Origin of the sequence: Lysobacter sp. Root916 (genome assembly GCF_001429785.1) — a bacterium.
In the GTDB taxonomy this organism is placed as follows: Bacteria; Pseudomonadota; Gammaproteobacteria; order Xanthomonadales; family Xanthomonadaceae; genus Lysobacter.
The window spans coordinates 992,044-1,017,192 of record NZ_LMJF01000001.1; the positions used below are offsets into that span (position 1 = coordinate 992,044).

18 protein-coding genes are annotated in these 25,149 nt (G+C 69.1%); 4 read left to right on the top strand and 14 right to left on the bottom strand.

Annotated elements, in window-relative coordinates; all coding sequences use genetic code 11:
* Positions 1–384 precede the first annotated feature (384 nt).
* The 3 genes from ASE35_RS04620 to ASE35_RS04630 all read left to right on the top strand — a co-directional run bounded on the left by ASE35_RS04620 (position 385) and on the right by ASE35_RS04630 (position 8,763).
* On the top strand, positions 385–5,343 hold the full coding sequence (locus ASE35_RS04620; RefSeq protein WP_057163084.1) for an alpha-2-macroglobulin: 4,959 nt from the start codon (positions 385–387) through the stop codon (positions 5,341–5,343).
* Positions 5,344–5,735: 392 nt separating this feature from the next.
* The gene (gene pbpC / locus ASE35_RS04625; protein WP_082611115.1) at positions 5,736–8,057 is read left to right on the top strand and encodes a penicillin-binding protein 1C; all 2,322 of its coding nucleotides are present in this window, start codon (positions 5,736–5,738) and stop codon (positions 8,055–8,057) included.
* 271 nt (positions 8,058–8,328) lie between these two features.
* Positions 8,329–8,763 carry a hypothetical protein gene (locus ASE35_RS04630; RefSeq protein ID WP_157489262.1) on the top strand — a complete coding sequence of 145 codons (435 nt, stop codon included), beginning with the start codon at positions 8,329–8,331 and terminating at the stop codon, positions 8,761–8,763.
* Positions 8,764–8,947: 184 nt separating this feature from the next.
* Here the strand turns inward: ASE35_RS04630 and ASE35_RS04635 are convergent, their stop codons facing one another.
* The 4 genes from ASE35_RS04635 to ASE35_RS04650 form a co-directional block, all read right to left on the bottom strand.
* Positions 8,948–9,574, bottom strand: coding sequence for a M50 family metallopeptidase (locus ASE35_RS04635; RefSeq protein ID WP_057163086.1), 627 nt, complete (start codon positions 9,572–9,574; stop codon positions 8,948–8,950).
* Positions 9,575–9,585: 11 nt separating this feature from the next.
* Positions 9,586–10,362, bottom strand: a complete 777-nt coding sequence (locus ASE35_RS04640) for a hypothetical protein (RefSeq protein ID WP_057163087.1) — start codon at positions 10,360–10,362, stop codon at positions 9,586–9,588.
* 67 nt (positions 10,363–10,429) lie between these two features.
* Positions 10,430–10,957, bottom strand: a complete 528-nt coding sequence (locus ASE35_RS04645) for a DUF892 family protein (RefSeq protein ID WP_056176571.1) — start codon at positions 10,955–10,957, stop codon at positions 10,430–10,432.
* Between the two features lie 174 nt (positions 10,958–11,131).
* Positions 11,132–11,608, bottom strand: a complete 477-nt coding sequence (locus ASE35_RS04650) for a peroxiredoxin (protein ID WP_056174466.1) — start codon at positions 11,606–11,608, stop codon at positions 11,132–11,134.
* Between the two features lie 204 nt (positions 11,609–11,812).
* Here ASE35_RS04650 and ASE35_RS04655 point away from each other — a divergent pair, with 204 nt between their 5' ends.
* Complete coding sequence (locus ASE35_RS04655) at positions 11,813–12,706, top strand: DnaJ C-terminal domain-containing protein (protein ID WP_056174468.1); 894 nt, start codon at positions 11,813–11,815, stop codon at positions 12,704–12,706.
* 229 nt (positions 12,707–12,935) lie between these two features.
* On the opposite strand, the gene pilH is transcribed toward ASE35_RS04655, so the two are convergent.
* The 10 genes from pilH to ASE35_RS04705 all read right to left on the bottom strand — a co-directional run bounded on the left by pilH (position 12,936) and on the right by ASE35_RS04705 (position 25,007).
* Positions 12,936–13,301 carry a twitching motility response regulator PilH gene (gene pilH / locus ASE35_RS04660; protein ID WP_056174471.1) on the bottom strand — a complete coding sequence of 122 codons (366 nt, stop codon included), beginning with the start codon at positions 13,299–13,301 and terminating at the stop codon, positions 12,936–12,938.
* A 57-nt stretch (positions 13,302–13,358) separates the two neighbouring features.
* Positions 13,359–14,351 (bottom strand): YhdH/YhfP family quinone oxidoreductase, encoded by a 993-nt coding sequence (locus ASE35_RS04665; protein ID WP_057163088.1) that lies wholly within the window; start codon positions 14,349–14,351, stop codon positions 13,359–13,361.
* An 87-nt stretch (positions 14,352–14,438) separates the two neighbouring features.
* On the bottom strand, positions 14,439–15,410 hold the full coding sequence (locus tag ASE35_RS04670) for a hypothetical protein (RefSeq protein WP_057163089.1): 972 nt from the start codon (positions 15,408–15,410) through the stop codon (positions 14,439–14,441).
* Positions 15,411–15,492: 82 nt separating this feature from the next.
* Entirely contained in the window at positions 15,493–16,113 is a 621-nt protein-coding gene (locus tag ASE35_RS04675; RefSeq protein ID WP_057163090.1) for a hypothetical protein, read from the bottom strand.
* Between the two features lie 29 nt (positions 16,114–16,142).
* Complete coding sequence (locus ASE35_RS04680) at positions 16,143–16,736, bottom strand: TIGR00730 family Rossman fold protein (RefSeq protein WP_056174481.1); 594 nt, start codon at positions 16,734–16,736, stop codon at positions 16,143–16,145.
* A 145-nt stretch (positions 16,737–16,881) separates the two neighbouring features.
* Positions 16,882–18,306 (bottom strand): dihydrolipoyl dehydrogenase, encoded by a 1,425-nt coding sequence (gene lpdA, locus ASE35_RS04685; protein WP_057163091.1) that lies wholly within the window; start codon positions 18,304–18,306, stop codon positions 16,882–16,884.
* 185 nt (positions 18,307–18,491) lie between these two features.
* The gene (sucB, locus tag ASE35_RS04690) at positions 18,492–19,703 is read right to left on the bottom strand and encodes a dihydrolipoyllysine-residue succinyltransferase (RefSeq protein ID WP_057163092.1); all 1,212 of its coding nucleotides are present in this window, start codon (positions 19,701–19,703) and stop codon (positions 18,492–18,494) included.
* A 69-nt stretch (positions 19,704–19,772) separates the two neighbouring features.
* Positions 19,773–22,613 carry a 2-oxoglutarate dehydrogenase E1 component gene (locus tag ASE35_RS04695; protein WP_057163093.1) on the bottom strand — a complete coding sequence of 947 codons (2,841 nt, stop codon included), beginning with the start codon at positions 22,611–22,613 and terminating at the stop codon, positions 19,773–19,775.
* 310 nt (positions 22,614–22,923) lie between these two features.
* On the bottom strand, positions 22,924–23,838 hold the full coding sequence (locus ASE35_RS04700) for a GNAT family N-acetyltransferase (RefSeq protein WP_235569991.1): 915 nt from the start codon (positions 23,836–23,838) through the stop codon (positions 22,924–22,926).
* Positions 23,835–25,007 carry a cupin domain-containing protein gene (locus tag ASE35_RS04705; RefSeq protein ID WP_235570015.1) on the bottom strand — a complete coding sequence of 391 codons (1,173 nt, stop codon included), beginning with the start codon at positions 25,005–25,007 and terminating at the stop codon, positions 23,835–23,837. The genes ASE35_RS04700 and ASE35_RS04705 overlap by 4 nt, the downstream gene beginning before the upstream one ends.
* Positions 25,008–25,149: the final 142 nt, after the last annotated feature.

Genomic DNA, 25,149 nt, shown 5'->3' on the forward strand with positions numbered 1-25,149 from the left:
CGGGGCGCGGCCGCGTCGATGGCGATCCCTGGCGCGGCGTCCGTGCTAGCCGATGCGCAGGGCGATGGCGGACGGATCGTCGATCCGGCCGTTTTCCAAGCTAGCCAACGAGGCGCCAGGGCGGGGCAGGGGAAACCAACCGCGCCTGTACTCACAGTGTGATTCGAGTCATGCATTGGCACATGCGTCGCTGGCGCTGGATCGGCCCGACTTCGGTTTGAAACATTGTTCCAGGGTGTGAGGGGCGATTGCGCCGGGCGCTCGATGCGGCCGCCGTCGGCGTTCGGCAACGCCAGCAAAACGATGCCTGCGCATGGCCCGCAAATTGTCCTTATGGCGATGCTGGGCGCGCTCTATACTCGTCGCAACCCTAGGGGAGACGACATGGATAGCGTGGTGGGTGGTGCTGCATTTTCGTTCCGGCGCGTCGTGCGCGCGGCCGCTGGCTTGGCCTTGGCGCTGCTGCTGATCGGCGGGCCCGTCGCCTGCAAGCGCGACACCACCGGGCAACTGCCCGAGGTCAGCGGCGAGGCGATCAAGGCCAAGCGCGAGACCGTCGAGGGCTTCGGGCTGGTCGCGGCTTATCCCGATCAGAAAGCCGACGAGCAGCTCGCGATCGCCCTGGAATTCAGCCAGCCGCTGGTCGGCAGCCAGGCCTTCGACGACCTGATCGCGGTCGCCGACAAGAACGGCGCCGTGGTCAAGGGCAGCTGGGTGCTGGACGACGGCGGCAAGGTCCTGCGTTTCCCCCACGTCGAAGCCAGCAAGGATTACGTGGTCACCATCAAGGGCGGCCTCACCGCCGCCGACGGCGACCGCATCGGCAAGGCCGTCACCCGCAACGTCTACACCGGTCCGCTGGATCCGGTGGTCGGCTTCGCCTCGCAAGGCAGCGTGCTGCCGGCGCGCGAGAGCCGCGGCCTGCCGGTGGTGTCGATCAACGTCGCCGAAGTCGACGTCGAGTTCATGCGCATCAAGGACAAGGAACTGCCCAAGTTCTTCGCCGAGTACCAGCGCGGCGGCCGTCGCGGCAGCTGGGAGCTGGAGCGCGACTGGGACGACAAGACGCCGCTGTCCAAGCTGGCCGAGCCGGTCTACGTCAATCGTTTCGTGCTCGGCGGCAAGCCCAACGAGCGCGTGTTGACCTATCTGCCGCTGCAGGACATCGAGGAGCTGCAGAAGCCGGGTCTGTACTTCGCGGTGATGAAGCGCAGCGGCCAGTTCAAGGACGAGTTCGAGACCGCGTTCTTCACCGTCAGCGATCTCGGCCTGCACGCGCGCGCCTACAAGGACAAGCTGTTCGTGCATACCGCCTCGCTGGAGAACGGCGATGCGGTCGGCGGGGTCGAGCTCAAGGTGCTGGATGCCAATGGCGAGCCGGTGCTGAAGGGCGAGACCGATCGCAACGGCAACGTGATGCTGGCCTACAAGCTCGACGCCACCCAGGTGCTGGTGGCGCAGCGCGGCAGCGACGTGTCGATGCTGCCGTTCAACCAGCCGGCGCTGGACCTGTCCGAGTTCGCGGTCTCCGGCCGCGAGCAGGCCTGGTTCGACGTGTTCGCCTGGTCGGGCCGCGATCTCTACCGCCCGGGCGAGACCGTGCGCCTGTCGGCGCTGCTGCGCGATCAGGACGGCAAGCCGGTCGCGCTCAAGGGCAAGGCCTTGCAGCCGGTGTTCCTGCGCTACGTGCAGCCCGACGGCAAGACCTTCCTGGAAACGCGCCTGCAGCCCGACAGTCAGGGCTATGTGCGCCACGCCCAGGTGATTCCGGCCGACGCCGCGACCGGCCGTTGGCGGGTCGAGTTCCGCACCGATCCGGCCAGCAAGGAAGCGGTGCAGGGCATGACCCTGCGCATCGAGGAGTTCCTGCCCGAGCGTCTCAAGCTGGACCTCAACGCCCAGGCCACGCTGAAGCCGGGCGAGCCGATCAAGCTCGCCGTCGACGGCGCCTACCTCTATGGTGCGCCCGCGGCCGGCAACCGCTTCACCGCCAAGCTGGCGGTGATGGTGGAGCAGCATCCGTTGGAACAACTGCCCGGCTACTTCTTCGGCGACCCGACCCTGAGCCTGCCCAAGGAAGCCAAGGACGTGGTCGATACCGCGCTCGACGCCCAGGGCAAGTTGCAGCAGAGCGTGGCGCTGCCCAGCGAGGCCAAGCCGGTCAGCCCGATCGCCGCCATCCTCACCGGCAGCGTCTACGAAAGCGGCGGCCGCAGCGTCAATCGCAGCCTCAAGCGCGTGCTGTGGCCGGCCGACGCCCTGGTCGGCGTGCGTCCGCTGTTCGACGACAAGGAAGGCACCGATTCCAACGGCAACGCCGGTTTCGAGCTGACCCGCGTCGGCGCCGACGGCAAGCCGCGCCCGGCGCGCGGCCTGCGCGTGACCCTGATCCGCGAACACCGCGACTACCACTGGAACTACGACGCCGACGGCGGCTGGGACTACGACTTCAACCGCCGCTACGAAGACGTGCAGACCCGCAACGTCGACCTCGGCGCCTCGCCGCTGCGCCTGGATTTCCCGGTCAAGTGGGGCGAGTACCGCATCGACGTCTACGACCCGGCGACCCAGCTGACCTCGCGCTATCCGTTCAAGGCCGGCTGGAGCTGGGACGACCAGAACCGCGGCCTCGACGCGCGCCCCGACAAGGTCAAGATCGCGCTCGATAAGACCGCCTACAAGGCCGGCGACACCCTCAAGGTCACCCTGACCCCGCCGCACGCTGGCAAGGGCCTGCTGATGGTCGAAAGCGATCGCATGCTGTACGTGCAGGCGATCGACGTGAAGGCCGGCAGCAGCTTCGAGATTCCGGTCACCAACGATTGGGACCGCCACGACGTCTACGTGACCGCGCTGGTGTTCCGCGGCGGCAGCGCGCCCAGCAAGATCACGCCCGCGCGTGCGGTCGGCATCGCCCACGTGCCGATGGACCGGCGCGAGCGCACGGTCGCGGTCGGCCTCAACGTGCCCAAGCTGATGCGGCCGGAGCAGGACCTGCCGGTCACCGTCAGCGCGCCGCAGCTGGCCGGGCAGGAGGCCTACGTGACCGTGTCCGCGGTCGATGTGGGCATCCTCAACATCACCCGCTTCCCGGTGCCGGACGCGGCCGCGCATTTCTTCGCCCAGCGTCGTCTGGGCGTGGACGCCTACGACGTCTACGGGCGCGTGATCGAGAGCTTCGAGGGCGGCACAGCCAAGCTCCGCTTCGGCGGCGACGCGGCGTTGGAGGCGTTGCCGCAGGCGCGGCGCCCGACCGCCAAGGTGCAGACGGTGGACCTGTTCGCCGGGCCGGTGCGGCTGGACGCCAAGGGCAATGCCCTGGTCAAGCTGGCGGTGCCCGATTTCAACGGCACCTTGCGGGTGTCGGCGCTGGTGTACTCCGGCGGCAAGTACGGCAAGCGCGACCGCGAGACCATCGTGCGCGCGCCGGTGCTGGCCGAGGCCAGCACGCCGCGCGTGCTCGCGCCGGGCGACCGCAGCAACGTCACCCTGGACGTGCAGAACTTCACCGGCAAGCCCGGCGAGTTCGAGGTCAAGGTCGAAGGCATCGGCCCGCTGTCGCTGAGCGACGGCAACCGCAAGGCCAACCTGGGCGTGGAGGCCAAGACCACCTACACCTTCCCGATCGTCGCCCGCGAGGGCTACACGGTCGCGCAGGTGCGCGTGCGCGTGGAGGGCAACGGCTACAAGGTCGACCGGCGCTACGACGTGCCGGTGCGGCCGGCCTGGCCGCAGGTCTTGCGTGCGCGCACCCAGGTGCTGGAGGACAACGCCTCGGTGCGCCTGGGCGCGGACTTCGCCGAAGGCCTGATGCCGGGCTCGGTGAACGCGCGCATGACGGTCAGCGCCTTGCCGCCGATTCCGTTCGCCAGCGCGCTGCAGGGCGCGCTGGAGTATCCGTACGGCTGCGCCGAGCAGACCACCAGCAAGGGCTATGCCGCGCTGGAGCTGGACGAGGCGACCGCCAAGATGCTCGGGGTCAAGGGCCTGGACGCCAAGCAGCGGCGCGCGCGCATGGAAGGCGCGTTCGGTCGCCTGGCGGCGATGCAGATCGGCTCCGGCCACTATTCGATGTGGGGCGACGGCGACTACGTCAATCAGGCGATCACACCCTACGTGGTCGAGTTCCTGCTGGACGCGCGCGACGCCGGTTTCGCGGTGCCCGAGACGATGCTGCAGAAGTCGCTGAAGGTGCTCAACGAGGACCTGCTGTCGGGCGGCGCCCAGTTCTTCGGCTACGACCGCCGCGAACACCTCAAGTTCGCCTATCAGGCCCACGCCGGCTATGTGCTGGCGCGCGTCAACCGCGCGCCGCTGGGTACCTTGCGCGCGCTCTACGACAACGAGCGCAAGAACAGCGTGACCGGCCTGCCGCTGGTGCACCTGGGCCTGGCGCTGTCGATGCAGGGCGACAAGGCGCGCGGCAAGAAGGCGATCGCCGAAGGTTTCGCCAAGGACTCCAAGGACCGTCCGGAGTACCTGGGCGACTACGGCAGCCGCGTGCGCGACGACGCCTTGATGATCGCGCTGGTGCACGAGCGCGGCTACGCCACGCCGGCCTACGACGGCCGCGCGGTGCCGCTGGGCCTGGAGCTGGACGCGCGCCGCAATCGCGGTTGGCTGTGGCTGAGCACGCAGGAGCAGGTCGCGCTGGCGCGCCTGGGCAAGGCGCTGATGGCCGACCAGGCCAAGACCGTGTCCGGCCAATGGAAGGTCGGCGATGTCGCCAGCGATGCCGGTGCGGCCAAGATCGTCGGCCGCCTGTTCGACTACGACGCGCTGGCCGCGGGCGTGAGCTTCGCGCCGGTCGGTCAGCCGCCGCTGTACGCGAGCATGGAAGTGGCCGGCGTGCCGCGCCGCGCGCCGGACCCGGACAGCTCGGTGATCGAGGTCAAGCGCAAGTACTACACGACCAAGGGCGAGGAGTGGGAAGGCGGCAGCCTGGAGGAGGGCGAGGCCCTGATCGTGCAGGTCAGCATCAAGGCCAGCCGCAGCATGCCCGATGCCCTGCTCACCGACCTGCTGCCGGCGGGCCTGGAGATCGAGAACTTCAACCTCGGCGACGCCAAGCAGTGGGCCGGCGTGGTGGTGGACGGCATCGAGATCTCCGACCGCGACGACGCCGCCGAAGTGCGTCACGAGGAGTTCCGCGACGACCGTTACGTGGCCGCGCTCAAGCTCGACGTCGGCGACACCGCGCGGGTGTTCTACCTGGTGCGCGCGGTCACGCCGGGCACCTACACCGTGCCGCCGTCGTTGGTCGAGGACATGTACCGTCCGGATCTGCGTGGCGTCGGCAAGGCGGTACCGGCGATGCTGACGGTGACGCAGCCGGGCAAGTGAGGTAGCGCCGCGGGCGGGCTCGCGGCGGCCCTCACCCCAAGCCGCGCCCCGGCCCGACTGCATGGCGGTCGGGCGTTCGGTGCAGCGCATGAGGCGTAACCAATGCTGTCCCTTCTCCCGCTGGCGGGAGAAGGTGCCCGTAGGGCGGATGAGGGAAGCGAGCGCCGCAGGCGTGAGTGCTTCCATTCCCAAGTACTTCCAGTAAACGAAAGCCGGTGAATCCAGTGAGCAGTACGGAACCTCCGGCGCCGGAGCGGCCCTCACCCCAACCCTCACCCGCAGGCGGGAGAGGGGGCATAGGCGCGTGCAAGCGCTGGTGGCATCGCCTGCGCGCAGCGAAGTCCGACCCCGCAACGGCAACGACCACGCTGCCGACGCCGCGCCGCTTCGGAATGAAGCTGCTGCTCGCCGCGCTGCTGTTCGTCACCTCGGCGATGCTGCTCGATCTGGCCTTCCCGCTGCCGCTGCCGCGCGAGGGTCAGGCCGGCGCGGTGGTGGTCGCCGCCGACGGCACGCCGCTGCGCGCGTTCGCCGATCGCGGCGGCATCTGGCGGTACCCGGTGCGCATCGAGCAGGTCTCGCCGCTGTACCTGCAGGCCCTGCTGAACTACGAGGACCGCTGGTTCTGGAAGCATCCCGGCGTGAATCCCTACGCCTTGCTGCGCGCGGGCGGGCAGTGGCTGGGCAGCGGCCGGGTGGTGTCCGGTGGCTCGACCCTGACCATGCAGGTCGCGCGCATCCTGGATCCGCATACGCGCACGCCCTGGGGCAAGCTCAAGCAGTTGCTGCGCGCGCTGCAGTTGGAAACGCATCTGTCCAAGCGCGAGATCCTGACCCTCTATCTCAATCGCGCCCCGTTCGGCGGCACCGTCGAAGGCGTGGAGGCGGCGAGTTGGGCCTATCTGGGCAAGCCTTCGTCGCGCCTGTCGCATGCCGAGGCCGCGCTGTTGGCGGTGCTGCCGCAGTCGCCGAGCCGGCTGCGTCCGGACCGCGAACCCGAGCGCGCGCGCGTGGCGCGCGACAAGGTGCTGGCGCGCATGGCCGCGCTGGGCGTGTGGTCGCGCGCGCTGGTCGCCGACGCGCGCATCGAACCGGTGGTGGCGCGTTCGCTGCAACCGCCGCAGCACGCGCCCCTGCTGGCGCAGCGACTGCGCTTCGAGCAGCCCAAGGCGACGCGGCTGACCTCGACCATCGACATCGAACTGCAGCGCACCCTCGAGGACCGCGTCGCGGCCTACTTCTCCAATCTGCCCGAGCGCACCTCGGCGGCCTTGCTGGTGATCGACAACGCCAGCCTGGAGGCGCGCGCCTACGTCGGCTCGGCGACCTTCGCCGATACCGCGCGCCTGGGCCACGTCGACATGGTCAAGGCCTGGCGCTCGCCCGGTTCGACGCTCAAGCCCTTCCTGTACGGCCTGGCCCTGGACGACGGCCTGATCCATTCCGAAAGCCTGCTGGTCGACGCGCCGCAGTCGTTCGGCGACTACCGGCCGGGCAATTTCGACGCGACCTTCAACGGGCCGGTGGGCGCGGCCGAGGCGCTGCGCTTGTCGCTCAATGTGCCCGCGGTGGATCTGCTGGATCGGGTCGGGCCCAGTCGTTTCTCGGCGCGGCTCGCGCATGCGGGCATCGAACTGCATTGGCCGCGCGGCGCGACCCCGAACCTGTCGATGATCCTGGGCGGCACCGGCGCGCGCCTGGAGGATCTGGTCGGCGCCTACGCGGCGCTGAACCGCGAAGGCCTGGCCGGACGCGTGCGCTACACGCCGGACGCGCCGCTGCTGGAACGGCGCTTGTTGTCGCCGGGCGCGGGCTGGATCGTGCGCGAAATCCTCGAGGCCAATCCGCGGCCGGGCGCCGTCGCCGATACCTTCGACACCTCGGGCCGACCGCGGGTGGCCTGGAAAACCGGCACCAGTTACGGCTTCCGCGACGCTTGGGCGCTGGGCAGCACGCGCCGCTACACGGTCGGGGTCTGGGTCGGGCGGCCGGACGGCACGCCCTTGCCCGGCCAGTACGGCGCGGTCACCGCCTTGCCGCTGCTGTTCGAGGTGGTCGACAGCCTGCCGCGCCAACGCGGCGACGGCGCGCTGAAGCCGCCGCCGGCGAACGTCGAGCAGATCGAGGTGTGCTGGCCGCTGGGCTTGCCGCCGGATCCGCTGGCGCCGCAGCTGTGCCAGAAGAAGCTGCAGGCCTGGACCCTGGACGGCTCGGTGCCGCCGACCTTCGCCGAGCGCGATGCGCGCCTGTGGAACGCGGGCGTCGAGCGTTTCCAGGTCGATGCGCGCAGCGGCCTGCGCCTGTCCGCCGATTGCAGCGCCTCGCATGCGCGCCGCGAGGCCAGCATCGCGCGCTGGCCGGCCCTGGCCTCGCCCTGGCTGGCCGCGGAAACCCGCCGCGCCTCGCGCCTGCCGGCGCTGGCGCCGGACTGCGCCGCCGATGGGCGCGACGCCAGCGAGGAACTGCGCATCGAGGGTCTGGCCGACCAGGCCACGATCGCGCGCGCGCCCGGCAGCGTGCATGCGCTGCGGCTGTCCCTGCGTGCGATCGGCAGCGCGGCGCGGATCCGTTGGTTGCTGGATGGGCGCCTGATCGGCGAGACCGAGGGCGACACCGCCTTCGCGCACGACTTCGGCGAGCCCGGCGATCATCAGCTCACCGCCTTGGCCGACAGCGGCGCCTGGTCGCGAGTGCGGTTCCGGGTGCTGCGCTGAGCTGGCTCGAATAGCGCGGTGTTCGTCCGGGCCTGAATCGCAAGCTCGTAACGACGGAGAATGGCACGCTGCAAATGCATCAGATGGACACTGCGCATGTCTATTTGGTGCTTGTGCAGTGTGATGTCTGTGCATGCCGTCCGATTCGTCACTCGACGCTAACCGCACGGCTGTTCCATTGCAGCGGCCGGCATGATCGTGGCGATGAGGCGATGGTGGAAAGCCGGCTGCCGTTGCGCGCCTCGCGCCTCCGTCACTACAGGATGTGCTCATGAACAGAATCACCGTGCTTGCTGTGCTGTCGATCGCCGCTTTGCCCGCGTTCGCGCAATCCTTGGGCGAGCAGAAGCAGTTGCTGCAATGGCAGGGTTGGCTGGATGCGAAGGTCTCGCTGTTCCAGGAAAAATGCGGCTATGCCCTCGGCGCCAAGCTCGATCCGAATCTGGTCGCGCCGTTCGTGGCGCAAAAGCAGGTCGCCTCGAACTATTGCCAGGCCGTCGCCGACGGCATGGCGCATATGTGCGACGACCCCACGTCCAAGGCGGCCATCGCGGCCAAGGTCAAGGCCTTGCGTTGCAGCCACAAACCCGGCGACCGCAACGGCAGTTTCAGCCTGGCCGCGGACGGCACGCTGACCTTCGCCTTCGATGTGGACACGCCGAACATTTCCGACAAGACCAAGGCGTATCTGGAAAAGACGCTGTAAGTGGGCATGCATGGCGGTTGGATCGCAACCACCCCGCGCCGATCCGCCGTAGGGTGCGGTGAGCCTCAGGCGAACCGCACCGTCGCCATGCAGGACTCACGCCAGTGATGCGGTTCGCCGCGCTCACCGCATCCTAAAACGCCGCCGGGCGATCATCTGGTCGCCGCGCTTTAAGCGCGACGTCTCAGTCGTCGCTGCGCGGTTTGCGCTTGCGATGCTCGTCCAGCGATACGACCTGGCCGCGTTCGCCCGGCGCGCGCGGCTTCGGCTTGACCGGCTTGGCCTGCGCGCGCATGCGCCAACGCTGCCGCAACCAGGGCAGTACGCGCCAGGCGCGAACGCCGTCCAACGGCGGCACCGGCAGCAGGTTAAGCACCAGGATCATCAGGTTGACCGGCCCCCAGGCGATCACCACCGCGGTCTGCAGCGAGGCGAGCAACCCGGGCGTGGAGGGCAGCGCGCCGATCAGCATCGCCAACCCGAACAGCAGGGCCTGCGCGCCGACGCCGCCCCAGGCGATCGCGATGTCCTGCGCGGGCGTACGCGCCGCTTCGTGCACGCAGCAGCCATGCATCGGATAGATCCGCAGGCTCTCCACGTAGAGACCATGGCGGCGCGCGACCCAGGCGTGGCCGGCTTCATGAGCGACGATCAACAGCAGGTACGCGAGCACGCCCACGGCGGCGGTGAGCGGATTGCTTCTGAACGACAAGCTGAGGAGCAGCGCCACGACCACCAGCACGCTCCAGTGGAACACCACCGGCGCGCCGAGCAGGCGGAACGGGACGAATTCGCGCGGCAAAGGGCGCATGCGTTGAGGTTTCACTCGCGCGCCCGCATCGCGGCGACCACGTCGCCGATGGAGTCCGCGCCCGGCGCGTAGCGCGTTCCGGCATAACCGAGCACGGCCAGGGTCAGGGCGACGCCCAGCACCGGCCAGATCGTGCGTCGCAGCGCGGTGCGCAGCCAGTGCTGGGTCTGGATACGGCGCAGTCTCCGGTACAGGCTACCGGCCAGGGCAACGTCCAGGATCAGCTCGGCCATCAGGGTGGGCGCGATCCAGACCACCCAGCCGACGGTCAACAGCAGGGCGCCCAGCGCCACCGTCGCCACCAGCAGCAGGAGCGCCAGCGCGCAGCCGCCTTCCTCGACGCCGCCCAATGCGTCGGGCAGTTCCAGCTCGGGCAGGCTCATGTCGATGTCGGGCGCCGCGATCGAGGGCATGGGCACGTTGCCGTCGACCTCGAACGACGCCGAAGCGCCACCGCCGCCGCTGTGCCCGCCGCCACCGGGAGATCCGCTGGAGCCGCCACCGCCGCTGTGGCCGCCGCCATCGGGCACCAGGTCGAGCCAGTCGTAGGCCTTGCGCTCGAAGAACCGTGCCCACAGCCACAACAACAACAGAAATACGGCGTAGGCGATGGCGACCGCGAGCGGGTAACGCTGCCACATCGCGTCCATGCCGCCGCGCAGCAGAACGTAAGAGGCCACGAAGCCGACGCCGCCGGTAATGGCGACCACCGTCGCCATCTGCAGGCGCGGCCAATGCGCGCGCTCCAGACGGGCGCGCATGCGGGCGATATGGACCAGGCGGCTCATGCGGCGAGTCTAGCAGCGGCCCTGGCGGCCGCCGCCGTCGCCCGATCCGGGCGCGCCGCCTAGGCGCTTACTTGCCGGTCCAGCCGTCGAGCAGGTCGGCCAGCTCGTCGGCGTGTTCCTCTTCCTGGGCGAGGATGGCTTCCAGCATGCGCTTGGTGGTGGTGTCGCGGTCGCCGAGGTAGTCGATGATCGCGCGATAGCTGTCGATGGCGATGCGTTCGGCGACCAGATCCTCCTTGACCATGTCGCGCAGATCGCTGCCTTCCACGTACTCGGCATGCGAACGCTTGGACAAGACATCGGGGTTCAGGTCGGGCTCGCCGCCGAGCTGGACGATGCGTTCGGCGATGCGGTCGGCGTGCGCCTGCTCCTCGTTGGCATGCTCGAGGAACTCGGCCTTGACCGCGTCGGCCATCAGGCCGCTGGCCATGAAGTAGTGGCGCTTGTAGCGCAATACGCAGACGATTTCGGTCGCCAGCGCTTCGTTGAGCAGCTTGATCACGGTGCCGCGGTCGGCGTTGTAGCTGCTGGTGATCGCGCCGTCCTGAATATGCTGACGGGCGCGGGCGCGGATCGCCTTGACGTCGGTGATCATCGCCGCTTCGGGCTTGCGGCTGGCCGTGGCGGCGACCGCATGTGCGGACTTGCGTGTGGGTTTGGCACTCATATCGACCTCCTGGCGGGTCGCTGGGGGCGAGGTGCCCCCAACGATGCCCGGCGGCCGGTGACGGCGATGTAGGCGCCGCCTCCCGCGTTCAGTTCGCTGCGGTCAGACCAGCGACAGCATGTGCTCGGCCGAGGAAACGCGGTACTCGCCCGGGGCTTCGACTTCCAACTGGGTGACCACGCCGTTCTCGGCGTACAGGGCGAAACGCTTGGCGCGCGTGCCCATGCCGTAGGCGCTGGCGTCCAGCTCCAGGCCGAGCGCGCGGGTGAAGTCGCCGTTGCCGTCGGCCAGCATCATCAGGCCGTCGGGCACGTGCTGGCTCTGGCCCCAGGCCTGCATCACGAAGGGGTCGTTGACCGCCATGCAGGCGACTTCGATGCCCTTGGCGCGGAAATCGTGGAAGTGCGAGACGAAGCCGGGCAGATGCTTTTCCGAGCAGGTCGGGGTGAAGGCGCCGGGCACGGCGAACAGCACGATCTTGCGGCCGTCGAACAGGGCGTTGGTGTCGACGGTCTCGACGCCTTCGCGGATGCGTTGCAGATTGACTTCGGGCAGGCGGTCGCCGACCTGGATGCTCATGGGGATATTCTCCGGTGGGGATGGCAGTCTGGTCGGCGCGCGCGTAACGGCGCGTCAAGACCCGGGTACAGCGCGCATTGTGCGCGCAAGCATTGAAAAACGCAGGCGCAGCGGCCATTTCGACCCGGTCTTCCCGTGCGATCGCGCGCCGCCTACTCTGTGGGGCGGTGTCGGCCGCTCACCAGCGAGCTTGAGGGAGCCGCGATGCAGTTCAAGGATTACTACGAAACCCTGGGTGTGGAGCCCAGCGCCGGCGAGGCCGAGATCAAGACCGCGTACCGGCGGCTGGCGCGCAAGTACCATCCGGACGTCAGCAAGGAGGCCGGCGCCGAGGACAAGTTCAAGGCCGTCAACGAGGCTTACGAAGCGCTGCGCGATCCGCAGAAGCGCGGCGCCTACGACCAACTGCGCGCGCGCGGCTACCGGCCCGGCGACGAGGTCCAGCCGCCGCCGGGCGGCTTCGGCGGCGGTTACGGCGGCGCCGATTTCGACGAGATCTTCGCCGGCGGCGGCGCGGGCGGCGGTTTCAGCGACTTCTTCGAGAGCCTGTTCGGACGCGGTCGCGGCCCGGCCGGTTTCGGCGGCCAGGCCGGGCGTCCGCCGCCGCGCGGCGATAGCCGCGCCAAGTTGGCGGTGGCGCTGGAGACGATCTACGAAGGCGGCATGGTGCGCATCTCGGTCAACGGTCGCACCTTGGAAGTGCGCATTCCCAAGGGCATCCAGCCGGGGCAGTTGATACGCCTGGGCGGGCAGGGGACGCACGGCGATCTGCTGCTGGAGATCGAATACGCCGCGCATCCGCATTTCGAGGTCGACGGCCGCAACGTGATCCACGTGCTGCCGCTGGCGCCCTGGGAAGCGGCGCTGGGCGCGACCATCAGCGTGCCCACCCTGGGCGGCGCGGTCGAGCTGAAGATTCCGCCGAACTCGGAAGCCGGGCGCAAGCTGCGCCTGCGCGGCCGCGGCCTGCCGGGCACGCCGCCGGGCGACCAGATCGTCGAACTGGAGGTGCTGGCGCCGCGCGCCCACACCGAGGAACAGCACGAGGCCTACGCGCGCATGCGCGACGCCTTCGGCGACGATTGGCGGCGCGGCTGAGCGGATGGCCTAGGGTGCGGTGAGCGCAGCGAACCGCACCGGCGCGAGATCGCACTGGCGACGGGCGATGCGGTTCGCCTGCGGCTCACCACATCCTACGCATCAGGTCTACGCGAGGCCGAACTGCGCCGCACGCCGACGCTCCACGATCGCGACTCGCGTCGCTCCCACGGAAAGCGGTAGGGCTTTACGGTAAAGCGGCGGGCCTGCCACGGCCCGCGGGCGTCGATCAGCCCGGCAACAGCTGGGCGATGATCTCGGACAGGTCGCTTTCGCTGAAGGGCTTGGTGATGTAGGCCTTGGCGCCCTGGCGCATGCCCCAGACCCGGTCGGTGTCCAGGTCCTTGGTGGTCACCAGCACGATCGGGATGTGCTTGGTGGTGGCCTCGCGGCAGATCGAGCGCGTGGCCTGGAAGCCGTTGAGGTTCGGCATCACCACGTCCATCAGGATCAGGTCGGGGATTTCGCGCTTGGCGGCTTCCACGCCCGCCGCGCCGTCTTCGGCGGTCAAGGCCTCATGCCCCAGCTTCTCGACGATGCGGCGGATGCCCATCAGCTGAGACGGTGAGTCGTCGACGATCAGAATACGCGCCATGTGTTTCCCCCGGAATTGTCTCGATTGTAGCGATGCGCGCTGACGCCGCAATGCCAACTAGATCACGACCAGCGTCCGGCCCAGGGAACCCCCGGCCAGCATGCCCGGGAACACCTGGGGCAGTTCGGCCAGCCCCACTTCACGGGTGCATATGCGGTCCAGGTGCGCGGGTTTCCAGTCGCTGCCCAGATGGCGCCAGACTTCGTCGCGGATCTGGCGCGCGGTGCCGGCCGAGGCCACCCCCAGCAGGCACACGCCGCGGATGATGAACGGCATCACCGTGGCGTCCAGCGCGGGGCTGGCGGCCAGGCCCGCGCTGGCGACGTTGCCGTAGGGCGCGGTCTGGGCCAGCAGGCTGGTCAGCATCGGCCCGCCGACGTTGTCCAGGCCGCCGCCGAAGCGCGCCGATTCCATCGGCCGGGCGGTGGCCAGAGCGTCGCGCCCCAGCACCTGGCTGGCGCCGATGGACTTCAGATAGTCGGCCTGCTCGGCCTTGCCGCTGATCGCGTGCACTTCGTAGCCAGCGCGGCTGAAGATGTCGATCGCCAGCGAGCCCACGCCGCCGCTGGCGCCGGTCACCGCCAGCGGGCCCAGTTCGGGCGTCTGGCGGTTGTCCTGCATGCGGTGCAGGGCGAGCGCGGCGGTGAAGCCGGCGGTGCCCAGGATCATGCTCTCGCGCAGGCTGAGGCCGCCGGGCAGGGGAATCGCCCATTGCGCTTCCAGGCGCGCGTACTCGGCGTAGCCGCCGTCGCGGGTTTCGCTGAGGCCGCAGCCGGTCACCAGCACGGCGTCGCCCTCGCGGAACTTGTCGTCGCTGGAGGCGACCACATGGCCGGCCACGTCGATGCCGCCCACCAGCGGGAAGCGGCGCAGGATCTTGCCTTCGCCGGTGCCGGCCAGCGCATCCTTGAAGTTGATCGAGGAATAGGCGGTCTTGATCACGATCTCGCCCGGCGAGAGCGCGTCGATGGACACGCGTTCGATGCCGCTGCGGTAGCCGGCGTCGTCGCTGTGGATGCGGAAGGCGTTGAAGTCGCTGGGCACGGTCATGGCGCGGTCTCTGCGGACAGAACGCGATGATAACCGAGCGCGATTGCGCGCCCCGTCATGGCGTGGCCAGACGCGGACGCGTCGCGCTTAGCCGATCGGGCTCGAAGTCGGCGCGGCTTCGTGCTTGCGTTCGATGCCGTCGCTCCACTGCTTGAGTTTGCGGTAGTCGGGCTCGTCCGGGCCCAACAGCCGGATGCGGCCTTGCTCGACCTTCCACAACTGCTCGTTCTGGGTGGTGAACACCACGATCGGCGTGCCGTACTGCAGGCTCATGAACACATGGAACATGGTCGGCGCGGCCGAGGTCAGATGCGAGACGAACAGCGCATCGGGCTTGCGCGCCTGATCCAGGGTCGTGTTCACGCAGCCGCGGGTCTGTTCGTAACGGTCGATCAGGCGTTCGCCCTGGGCGTCGATGCGGTACATCGCGTAACCGCCCAGCGGCGCGGACTCGTCCAGCCATGGGGTCATCACGAACACCAGGATCTGGTCCTGGCCGTCTTCTTCGTATTCGAAGGCGACGGTATTGGGCGGACGTTGGCTGCAATAGACCTGGTCCTGCTGGCGGGCCAGATGCAGCGCCGCCATCAACCGTTGTTCGCGCGGCTGCGCGGGCTGCGGCGGTTGCAGGCGGGTGGCGTCGCGCACACCGAGGGGCGCCAAGCCCAGGGTCGCCGATGCGAACGCGACCAACTGGCCATCGACCTTGCTGAAGTAACGCACGTCGATGTCGTCGTCGCGCTCGAGGGTGAGCCAACCCGAGGGCTGGCCGGGCGCGTCCGGCAGGGCCTTGATCTTGACCAACTGGTCGGTGGTCAGCCACGCCGCCAGGTCGTGGCGGCGGATCGCGTTGCCGATGTACTCGGCGATGGCGACGTCGCGGCGGTATTTGTCGGGGATGGTGCAGGTCAGGCGGCGGTCGGTGTCGCTGGCATCGGCGGGCAGCTCGGCGACCTCGGCGCAGTCGTAGGCCGATTTGGCCGCTTTGTCTTTGGCGCCGGCGGCCAGCGGCCAGACCAGCAAGGCCGCGAGCGCGGCGGTCGCGAACGGAGTGCGCATCGGATGTTCCGGATTCTGTATTCCCCGACGCGATCCTAACGCAGCCCGGGGCGGATCCGGGCCGGCGGCGCGAGCGGCGTCGTCAGTGGGGATGATCCGCCGGGCGGCATTGCCACGGCGGCGACAGGCGCGGATCGGCCGGGTCGTCGGGCGCTTCGAGTTCGGCGCTCCAATAGGTGGCGCAGCTGGCGCTGTCGATCAGCTCTACGGTTTCGCAGAACACGTCCGGCACCCAGCGCGCCGGCTTGCCGGCCGCCGCGATCGCCTTAAGCGCGCCCGGCTGCTTGCTGTCGCGCAGGCAGGCGGCGCCGTTGCGCGAGACCGAGCGGGTGCCTTGGCGATCGGTGATGGTGATCGTCGTGGTCTGGCCGTCGCCGGTGCCGGCACTGTAGACCGGTTCGAGTTCGGCGTAGCGTGGGGAGAAGATCAGATCGAACATCGCGCGGCGATGCGGGTAGGCCAGCGCATAGGCCCTGACCAGATCGCCGTCCTGATTGCGCTCGGGGTGCTTGCCGTTTCGATCGCGTCCGACGAACACGGCATTGCCGCCGGGGCCGATATGCACCTCGTAGGGCGTGCACGCACCGGGGCAGCCGCTGCGCTTGAGCACGACATGGGTGTCGTCGCGGAACTCGGGCTCGACCGATTCGGCGGGCTGGCAGGCGCATAAGCCGAGCAGCAAGGGCACCGCGATCGCGCGCATCGTCCGATCTCCTTCTGGATCGATGCAGCTTAGCGCAGCGCGTTGCGGCGCTTCTCGTCCATCCACTTGCTGGCTTCGGCCGGGCGGTAGGCCCGCATCCAGGTCAGCATCGCGTCCAGGTCGTCGCCGTGCCACAGGTCGCGGCGCTGGTCGGCATGCAGGAAGCGTTCGGCGACCATGCGGTCCAGCATCGCCATCAGCGGTGAGTAGAAGCCTTCGACGTCGAGGAAGGCGCAGGGCTTGTCGCCGATGCCGAGCTGGCGCCAGGTCAGCATCTCGAACATCTCGTCGAGAGTGCCGAAGCCACCGGGCAGGGCGACGAAGGCGTCGGCGAGATCGAACATGCGCGCCTTGCGCTCGTGCATGGAGCCGACCACTTCGAGTTTGCTCAGCCCGCGATGCGCGACTTCCCAGTTGACCAGTTGCTCGGGGATCACGCCGATGGCCTCGCCGCCGGCTTCCAGCACCGCGTCGGCGACCACGCCCATCAGGCCGACGTTGCCGCCGCCGTAGACCAGAGCGATGCCGTCGCGGGCCATGCGCTGGCCCAGCGCCATCGCGCGTTCGGTGTAGATCGGTTGCGAGCCGGAATTGGAGCCGCAGTAGACGCAAAGGCTTTTCATTGGCTAAGGGAATCGGGAATGGGGAATAGGGAATCGGAACGGCAAAAGCGCCAACGCAGGTTCATGGGGCCCAAAAGCGAATCGGGAACCGGACGAGCGCGTTGCGCTCCTACCGATTCCCGATTCTCCATTCCCGATTGCCGGCTTAGTTGGCTTTATGGATCGCGCGCTTGTCCACCGCCATCGCCGCGTCGTGGATCGCTTCCGACAGGGTCGGATGGGCGTGGCAGATGCGGGCGAGGTCGTCGGCCGAGCCGTTGAATTCCATGGTCAGCACGCCCTCGTGGACCAGCTCCGACACGCCGACGCCGACCAGGTGCAGGCCGAGCACGCGATCGGTCTCGGCGTGCGCGATGACCTTGACGAAGCCGGCCGGCTCGCCCATGGCCACGGCGCGGCCTATCGCCGCGAACGGGAAGCTGCCGGTCTTGTACGGGATGTTCTCGGCCTTGAGCTGCTGCTCGGTCTTGCCGACCCAGGCGATTTCCGGCTCGGTGTAGATCACCCACGGCACGGTGTCGAGATTGACGTGGCCCGGCAGGCCGGCGATCAGCTCGGCGACCGCGATGCCTTCCTCGAAGCCCTTGTGCGCCAGCATCGGGCCGCGCACGCAGTCGCCGACCGCCCACACGCCGTCGACGCCGGTGTGGCAGTGCTCGTCGACTTCGATCTGGCCGCGCTCGTTGAGCTTGACGCCGGTGCCTTCGGCCAGCAGGCCCTTGGACGCAGCGCGACGGCCGACGGCCACCAGCAGCTTGTCCACGACCAGTGCCTGATCGGCCTTGCCGTCGTTGTAGGTCAGGTGCACGCCGTCCTTCTTGATCTCGGCCTTGCTGACCTTGGCGCCCAGCTTGATGTCCAGGCCCTGCTTCTTGAATTCCTTGGCCGCGGTCTTGGCGACCTCGGCATCAGCGGCGGCGAGGAAGTCGGGCAGGGCTTCGAGGATGGTGACTTCCGAGCCCAGGCGCTTCCACACGCTACCCAGCTCCAGGCCGATCACGCCGGCGCCGATCACGCCCAGGCGCTTGGGCACCTCGGTGAAATCCAGCGCGCCGACGTTGTCGACGATCTTGTCGCCGTCGAACTTGGCGAACGGCAGCTCGATCGAATCCGAACCGGCGGCGATGATGACGTTGGTGCCCTTGAGTTCGACTTCCGAACCGTCGTGCTGCTTGACCTTGACCACGTTGCCCGGATGCAGGGTGCCGAAGCCGTAGTACGGGGCGATCTTGTTGGCCTTGAACAGCATCGCGATGCCGCCGGTGAACTGCTTCACGATCTTGTCCTTGCGGCCGATCATGGTGGCGACGTCGATCTTGGCGTTGTCGGTGGTGATGCCGTGTTCGCCGAACAGGTGCTGCAGGTTCCAGAACTGGCGCGAGCTGTCGAGCAGCGCCTTGGACGGGATGCAGCCCACGCGCAGGCAGGTGCCGCCGAGCGCGGGCTTGCCGTCCTTGCCCAGCGCGGCGTCGATGCAGGCGGTCTTGAGACCGAGTTGGGCGGCGCGGATGGCGGCGTGGTAGCCGGCCGGGCCGGCGCCGATGACGACTACGTCGAATTGTTCGCTCATTATCATTCGCTCACGGGATTCGGGATTGGGGATTCGGGATTCGTTCAAAGCGCGTCAGCGCTGCGAATTCCGAAGCCCGCGAAAAATGCTTGCGATAGGCCAAGGTTTCGGGAGAGGGGAGGAACCCGCATCGGCCTTTTGCCTTTGCGAATCCCGAATCTCCAATCCCGAATCCCGGCTGGGCATTACATGCCCAGCAGCATGCGATGCGGGTTCTCGAGCTGGTTCTTGATGTCGACCAGGAACAGCACCGCGTCCTTGCCGTCGATGATGCGGTGATCGTAGGACAGCGCGATGTACATCATCGGCGCGGCGATCACGGCGCCGTTCTCGACGATCGCGCGCTCCTTGATGGCGTGCATGCCCAGGATCGCCGACTGCGGCGGGTTCACGATCGGGGTCGACATCAGCGAACCGAAGGTGCCGCCGTTGGTGATGGTGAAGGTGCCGCCCTGCAGGTCTTCCAGCGCCAGCTTGCCGTCGCGGGCCTTCTTGGCGTAATCGCCGATGGCCTTTTCGACGTCGGCGAAGCCCATGCGCTCGACATTGCGCAGCACCGGCGTGACCAGGCCCTTGTCGGTGGACACGGCGATCGAGATGTCGGCGTAGCCGTGATAGACGATGTCGTTGCCGTCGACCGAGGCGTTGACCACCGGGTGGCGCTGCAGCGCGTTGGCGGCGGCCTTGGCGAAGAAGCTCATGAAGCCCAGCTTGACGCCGTTGGCCTTCTCGAAGGACTCGCCCAGCTCCTTGCGCATGGCCATGACCTTGCCGAGGTTGACTTCGTTGAACGAGGTCAGCATCGCGATCGAGTTCTTCGACTGCATCAGGCGCTCGGCGATGCGCGCGCGGATGCGGGTCATCGGCACGCGCTCTTCGGCACGTGCGCCCGAGGCGTTGCCGACGCCGCCGGACTTGGCGTAGTTGAGGATGTCTTCCTTGGTCACGGCGCCCTTGCGGCCGGTGCCTTCGACCTGGGAGGCGTCGATGCCTTCCTTGTTCGCGGTGAAGCGCGCGCCCGGGGGCAGCTGGTCGTTACCGGCCGGCGCCTTGGCGGCCTCGGGCTTCGGGGTGATCGGCTGCGCGCCGGCGGCCGGCAGTTCGGCGGCCTTGGCGGCGGCCGGAGCGGCTTCCGCGGCCGGCTTGGCCTCGGCGACGGCGCCGGCTTCCACGATCGCGATCAGCTGCGAGCTGGTCACGGTGGCGCCTTCCTCGAACTTGATTTCCTTGAGCACGCCGTCGACCGGCGAGGGGACTTCGAGCACGACCTTGTCGGTTTCGAGGTCGACCAGGTTCTCGTCGCGCTTGACCGCATCGCCCGGCTTCTTGTGCCACGTGGCGATGGTGGCGTCGGAGACGGACTCGGGCAGGACGGGGACTTTGATCTCGGTGCTCATGGGGTGGGCATCCTGGCTTGCTTGATTGATATGGGGCGTAGGTAGGGGGTATGCGCGGGACGGCGCCGATTACTCGGCGCTGTCCTCGCCGTGCAGCGAATTGACCAGGGCGTCGGCGACCAGCTTGGTCTGCTCGGCGACGTGGTCGGCCAGATGGCCCGCCGCCGGCGAAGGCGAACGCGCGCGGCCGGCGTAATGCAGGGCCTGCTTCGGCGCCAGGCAGGCGGCGAGGTGATGGCGGATCTGGTACCACGCGCCCTGGTTCTGCGGCTCTTCCTGGCACCACACCACGTCCTTGGCCGCGGCGTAGCGCTTGAGCTGTTCGCTCAGGGCCTGGCGCGGGAATGGGTAGAGCTGCTCGACGCGCAGCAGGGCGACGTCTTCCAGGCCCTGCTTCTGCGACTCTTCCAGCAGGTCGTAGTAGACCTTGCCCGAGCACAGCACGACCCGCTTGACCTTCTTCGGATTGGCGGCGGCGTCCGGAATCAGGTGCTGGAACTCGCCCTGGGCCAGTTCGTCCAGGCTCGACACCGCCAGCTTGTGGCGCAGCAGCGACTTGGGCGTCATCACCACCAGCGGCTTGCGCGTGCTCATGCGCATCTGGCGGCGGATCATGTGGTAGGCCTGGGCCGGGGTGGTCGGCGCGCACACCAGCATGTTCTCCAGCGCGCACAGCTGCAGGAAACGCTCCAGACGCGCAGAGCTGTGCTCCGGGCCCTGGCCTTCGTAGCCGTGCGGCAGGAACAGCGCCAGGCCGCACAGACGGCCCCACTTGGCTTCGCCCGAGGACAGGAACTGGTCGATCACGACCTGGGCGCCGTTGGCGAAGTCGCCGAACTGGGCTTCCCAGATGTCCAGGGTCATGGGATCGGCGGTCGAGTAGCCGTACTCGAACGCCATCACCGCTTCCTCGCTAAGCAGCGAGTCGATGATGGTCACGTCCGACGGCGTCTTGACCAACTCGCGCAGCGGTAGCACGTAATCGTCGCTGGTCTGCTCGTGCAGGATCGCGTGGCGGTGGAAGAAGGTGCCGCGGCCGCAGTCCTGGCCGACCAGGCGCAGCTTGTAGCCCTCGGTCAGCAGGGTGGCGTAGGCCAGGTTCTCGGCGAAGCCCCAGTCGCCGGCGAGTTCGCCGGCCGCCATCTTGCGGCGGTCCTCGTAGATCTTGGCCACGCGCGGGTGCAGCTTGACGCTGTCGGCGACGGTGTTGATCTGCACCGCCAGGCCGTCGAGCTTGGCGCGGTCGAAGGTGGTGTCGACCGGGTCGGTGACCTTGCCCGACAGGTACTTGGACCAGTCGATGGTGAACTCGTCCGGCTTGACCTCGACCAGTTCGGTGGTGACCGCGCCGGCGTCGAGCTTGTCGCGGTAACCGTCGACCAGGGCCTGCGCGTCGGCGGCTTGCAGCGTGCCCTCGGCGACCAGGCGCTCGGCGTACAGCTCGCGCGGGGTCTTGTGCTTGCGGATCACCTGGTACATCAGCGGCTGCGTCGCCGCCGGCTCGTCGGCCTCGTTATGGCCGTGGCGGCGGTAGCAGACCAGGTCGATGACCACGTCGCGGCCGAAGCGGTTGCGGAAGTCCAGCGCCAGTTCTGCGCAGAACACCACCGCTTCCGGATCGTCGCCGTTCACGTGCAGGATCGGCGCGCCGACCATCTTGGCCACGTCGGTGCAGTACAGGGTCGAGCGCGCGTCTTCGCGGGCGCTGGTGGTGAAGCCGACCTGGTTGTTGATCACGATGTGGAGCGTGCCGCCGACCGCGAAACCGCGCGCCTGCGACATCTGGAACAGTTCCATGCCCACGCCCTGGCCGGCGAACGCAGCGTCGCCGTGCAGCAGGATCGGCAGCACCTGGGCGCGGCCCTGGTCGCCGCGGCGGGTCTGGCGCGAACGCACGCTGCCGGCCACCACCGGGTTGACGATTTCCAGGTGCGAGGGATTGAACGCCAGCGCCAGGTGGACCGGGCCGCCCGGGGTGGCGACGTCGGCGCTGAAGCCCATGTGGTACTTGACGTCGCCGGTGTGGGCGAGGTCGCCTTCGATGTGCTCGAACTTGCCTTCGAACTCGTCGAACAGCTTGCGCGGCGGCTTGCCGAGCGTGTTGACCAGCACGTTGAGGCGGCCGCGGTGGGCCATGCCGATCACCACGTCCTGGGCGCCGTGCTCGCCGGCGCGGCGGATGGTGGTGTCCATCAGCGGGATCAGGGCGTCGCCGCCTTCCAGCGAGAAGCGCTTCTGGCCGACGTACTTGGTGCCCAGGTAGCGTTCCAGGCCATCGGCCGCGGTCAGGCGCTCGAGGATGCGCTTCTTGTCTTCGGCGCTGCGACCGTACTTGCCGGCCGCGGTTTCCAGACGCTCGTACATCCAGCGGCGCTGTTCGGCGTCGGCGATGTGCATGAACTCGGCGCCGATCGGGCCGGTGTAGGTGGCCTTGAGCAGGGCGACCAGGTCGCCCAGCTTCATGCGTTCCTTGCCGCCCACGCCGCCGGTGCTGAACTCGCCGGACAGGTCGCTTTCGGACAGGCGGTGGAAGCCCAGCGCCAGGTCCGGCGCTTCCGGCTTCTCGAGCAGGCCCAGCGGGTCGATGTTGGCTGCCAGGTGGCCGCGCGAACGGTAGGCGGTGATCAGTTTGCCGACCCCGCGCTCGCGTTCGTCGCTGGGGCCGGTGCCCGGCGCGGCGCCGTTGGACGCGCCGCGGGCGGCGGCCCGGCTGGCCTGGGCGATGGCGTCGATGGCGGCCGAATGCGGCACGTCGCCGGCTTCGCGGCCCTTGAAACCGTCGAAGTAAGCCTTCCATTTGGCCCCGACGCTGTCGGGATCGACCAGGTACTGCTCGTACAGGTCTTCGATGAAGGCGGCGTTGGCGCCGAGTTGCGAGGACTGGGAGAACTGCTTCAGGAGGCTGTCCACGATGATTATCGGGAAACTCTAGGGGGCGGATGTGGAGTCGCGCGCGCGCTGACGGCGCGGCGCGCGGACATAGGATCGGAATTATAGCGGTAGTGTTAAGCCCAGCGGCATAACTACTTAGGTCTAAGCGACAGATTTTCTTCGATTTCCGGCAGCCGACCGGGCCGGACCGTCGAAGCGGCCGTTGCGGCAAGCCCGGAAAATCTTGGGCTGGCGCGCGCGCTTTCAAGCCGCGCCGGAAGGCGGCCGCAGCGGGGCGGGGATTTAACCGGCACTCAGGCCCCGGCGTCGAAGCCGGGCCGGGCCCGGCTCAGATCCCGAGCGCGCGGTACTCGCTGCAAGGGCGGGCGCGCTCCCAGACCGGATCGAAATGCGCGCGCAGCTGGCGCGCGCGGGCGCCGTCGTCGATGCGGGTCTCGCCGTCGAAGCGGTGTCCCAGGGTGCGGAAGTACCAGCCGTCGCGGTCGTTGACGACGTAGGCGGAAGGGTAGTTCTGATCGACGGGTTCCTCGATCGCGCGGAACTCGAACGCGGTCGGCAGGCGTTGGGCCAGGCCGATCAGCGGCGCCAGCGCGCGTTGCGGCGCGGCCGGGTCCTGCAGCAGCACGCGCACGCCGCCGCCGGCGGTGGCGTGGCGGCGCAGCGCCGCGATCGCGTCGGCGCGGTCGAGCAGGCCGGGGTCGAGTTCGCGGCTGTAGATCGACAGGCCGCGCCGCGCGCCCGCGATCACGCCCAGCAAGGCCGCCAGGGCGGCCTCGCGGCTCTCGACCGGGTTGGCCGCGCCGAGCAGGCGGCGCATGCCCAGGTGCTCGATCCCGGCTTCCAGGAAGCGCTCGCCCAGCGGCAGAAAGCCGTGGCGGGCGTAGAAACCGACCGCCGCGGCCTGGCTGTGCAGCGACACCTCGCGCCAGCCCAGCTCGGCGGCGCGCTGCAGCAGCGCGGCGAGCAGGGCGTCGCCGACGCCGCGGCCGCGCCAGGGCGCGAGCACGGCCATGCGGCCGATGCGCCGGTCCGGGGTGAGCCGGCCGGTGCCGATCGGGACACCGGCCGCGTCCAGGGCCAGCACGTGTTCGCACAGCGGGTCGCGTTCGGCGTCCAGTTCCAGCGCCTCGGGCACCTGCTGTTCGCGCACGAACACCGCCTCGCGTACCGCCCGCAGCGCCGGCTTCGCGGCCGCGTAGTCGGCCACGGCGACCACGCTGAAGCCGTGGCCGGCCGCGCTCACGCGCCTTCTCCTTCGTCCTCGCCTTCGTCGTTGTCCAGGCCCAGGCGGTAGTGGCCGCCGGCGATCAGCTCATGCACGCAGGCGCGGCCGGCTTCGGACAGCGCGGCGTACACGGCCTGGTCGATCTCGACCGCATTGGCCAGGGCCTGCGCGTCCTTGGCCGCCAGGGCGTACTCCTGGCCGCTCACGTACAGGCGCGCGGCCTGGCCCTTGGCGTGGGCGCGGCGCCAGGCCAGGCGCGACCAGGGGTGGCGCCACAGGCTCGCGCCCTGCTCCAGGTCCCATTCGATCTCGATGCGCGAGCGCGCCGGTTCGGCGCCCGCCGAGACCACGCCGGCGGCGCGGTAGACGGTGATGAAGCGGCCGAACCAGTCGCCCAGGCGGTCGGGGTCGTTCATGCGCAGGGTGTTCAGGGCCTCGACCACGCGCGTCATCGCGGCGGCATCGATCTCGGCCGGGTCGGTCGGCGGGCTCAGGTCGGGATCGCGGTAGCGCAGCGACTCGTCGGCCTCGGCGGCCAGGGTGTCGATGTAGTCGCCCATCAGCTCGGCCGAGGAGGGCGCGCGCATGCCCACCGAGAAGGTCAGGCAGGCGTCCTCGGCGATGCCATGGTGGGGCACGCCGGGCGGCAGATAGAGCATGTCGCCGGGGCCCAGCACCCACTCGTGGCTGGGCGCGAACTCGCGCAGCAGCTTGAGCTCGGCGTCGGCGCGGAATTCCTGCGGCGGGTTGGGGCCGGCATCGATCTGCCAGCGCCGATGGCCCTGGGCCTGGAGCAGGAACACGTCGTACTGGTCGACATGCGCGCCGACCGAGCCGCCGGGCGCGGCGAAGGACACCATGATGTCGTCGACGCGCCAGCGCGGCAGGAAGTCGAATGCGGGTAGCAGCGCGGCCACGTCGGCGTCCCATTTGTCCACGTCCTGCACCAGCAGGGTCCAGTCCTGATGCGGCAGCGCCGGGAACTCGGCCTCCTCGAAGGGGCCGTGGCGCAACGAATAGCGGTCGCTGGCGCGGTCGTGCTGGATCAGCCGCGACAGCGCGGCCTCCTCGCAGGCCAGGCCGGCCAGGTCCTCGGGCTGGATCGGCGAGACCAGGCCGGGAAAGGCGTTGCGGATCAGCAGCGGGCGCTTTTGCCAGTAATCGCGCAGGAACTGCGCGGCGGGCATGCCCAGCGGCGGCGCGCGGCTGGCGTCGACCTCGATGGGCGCGGCGGCGGTTTTGGACTGGCCGGTGGACGCGGCGGGGGATTTCTTGGCCATGGGGCGGGCTGGCTCGATGCGGTGGCGCGGCGATCCGCGCGGATCGCCT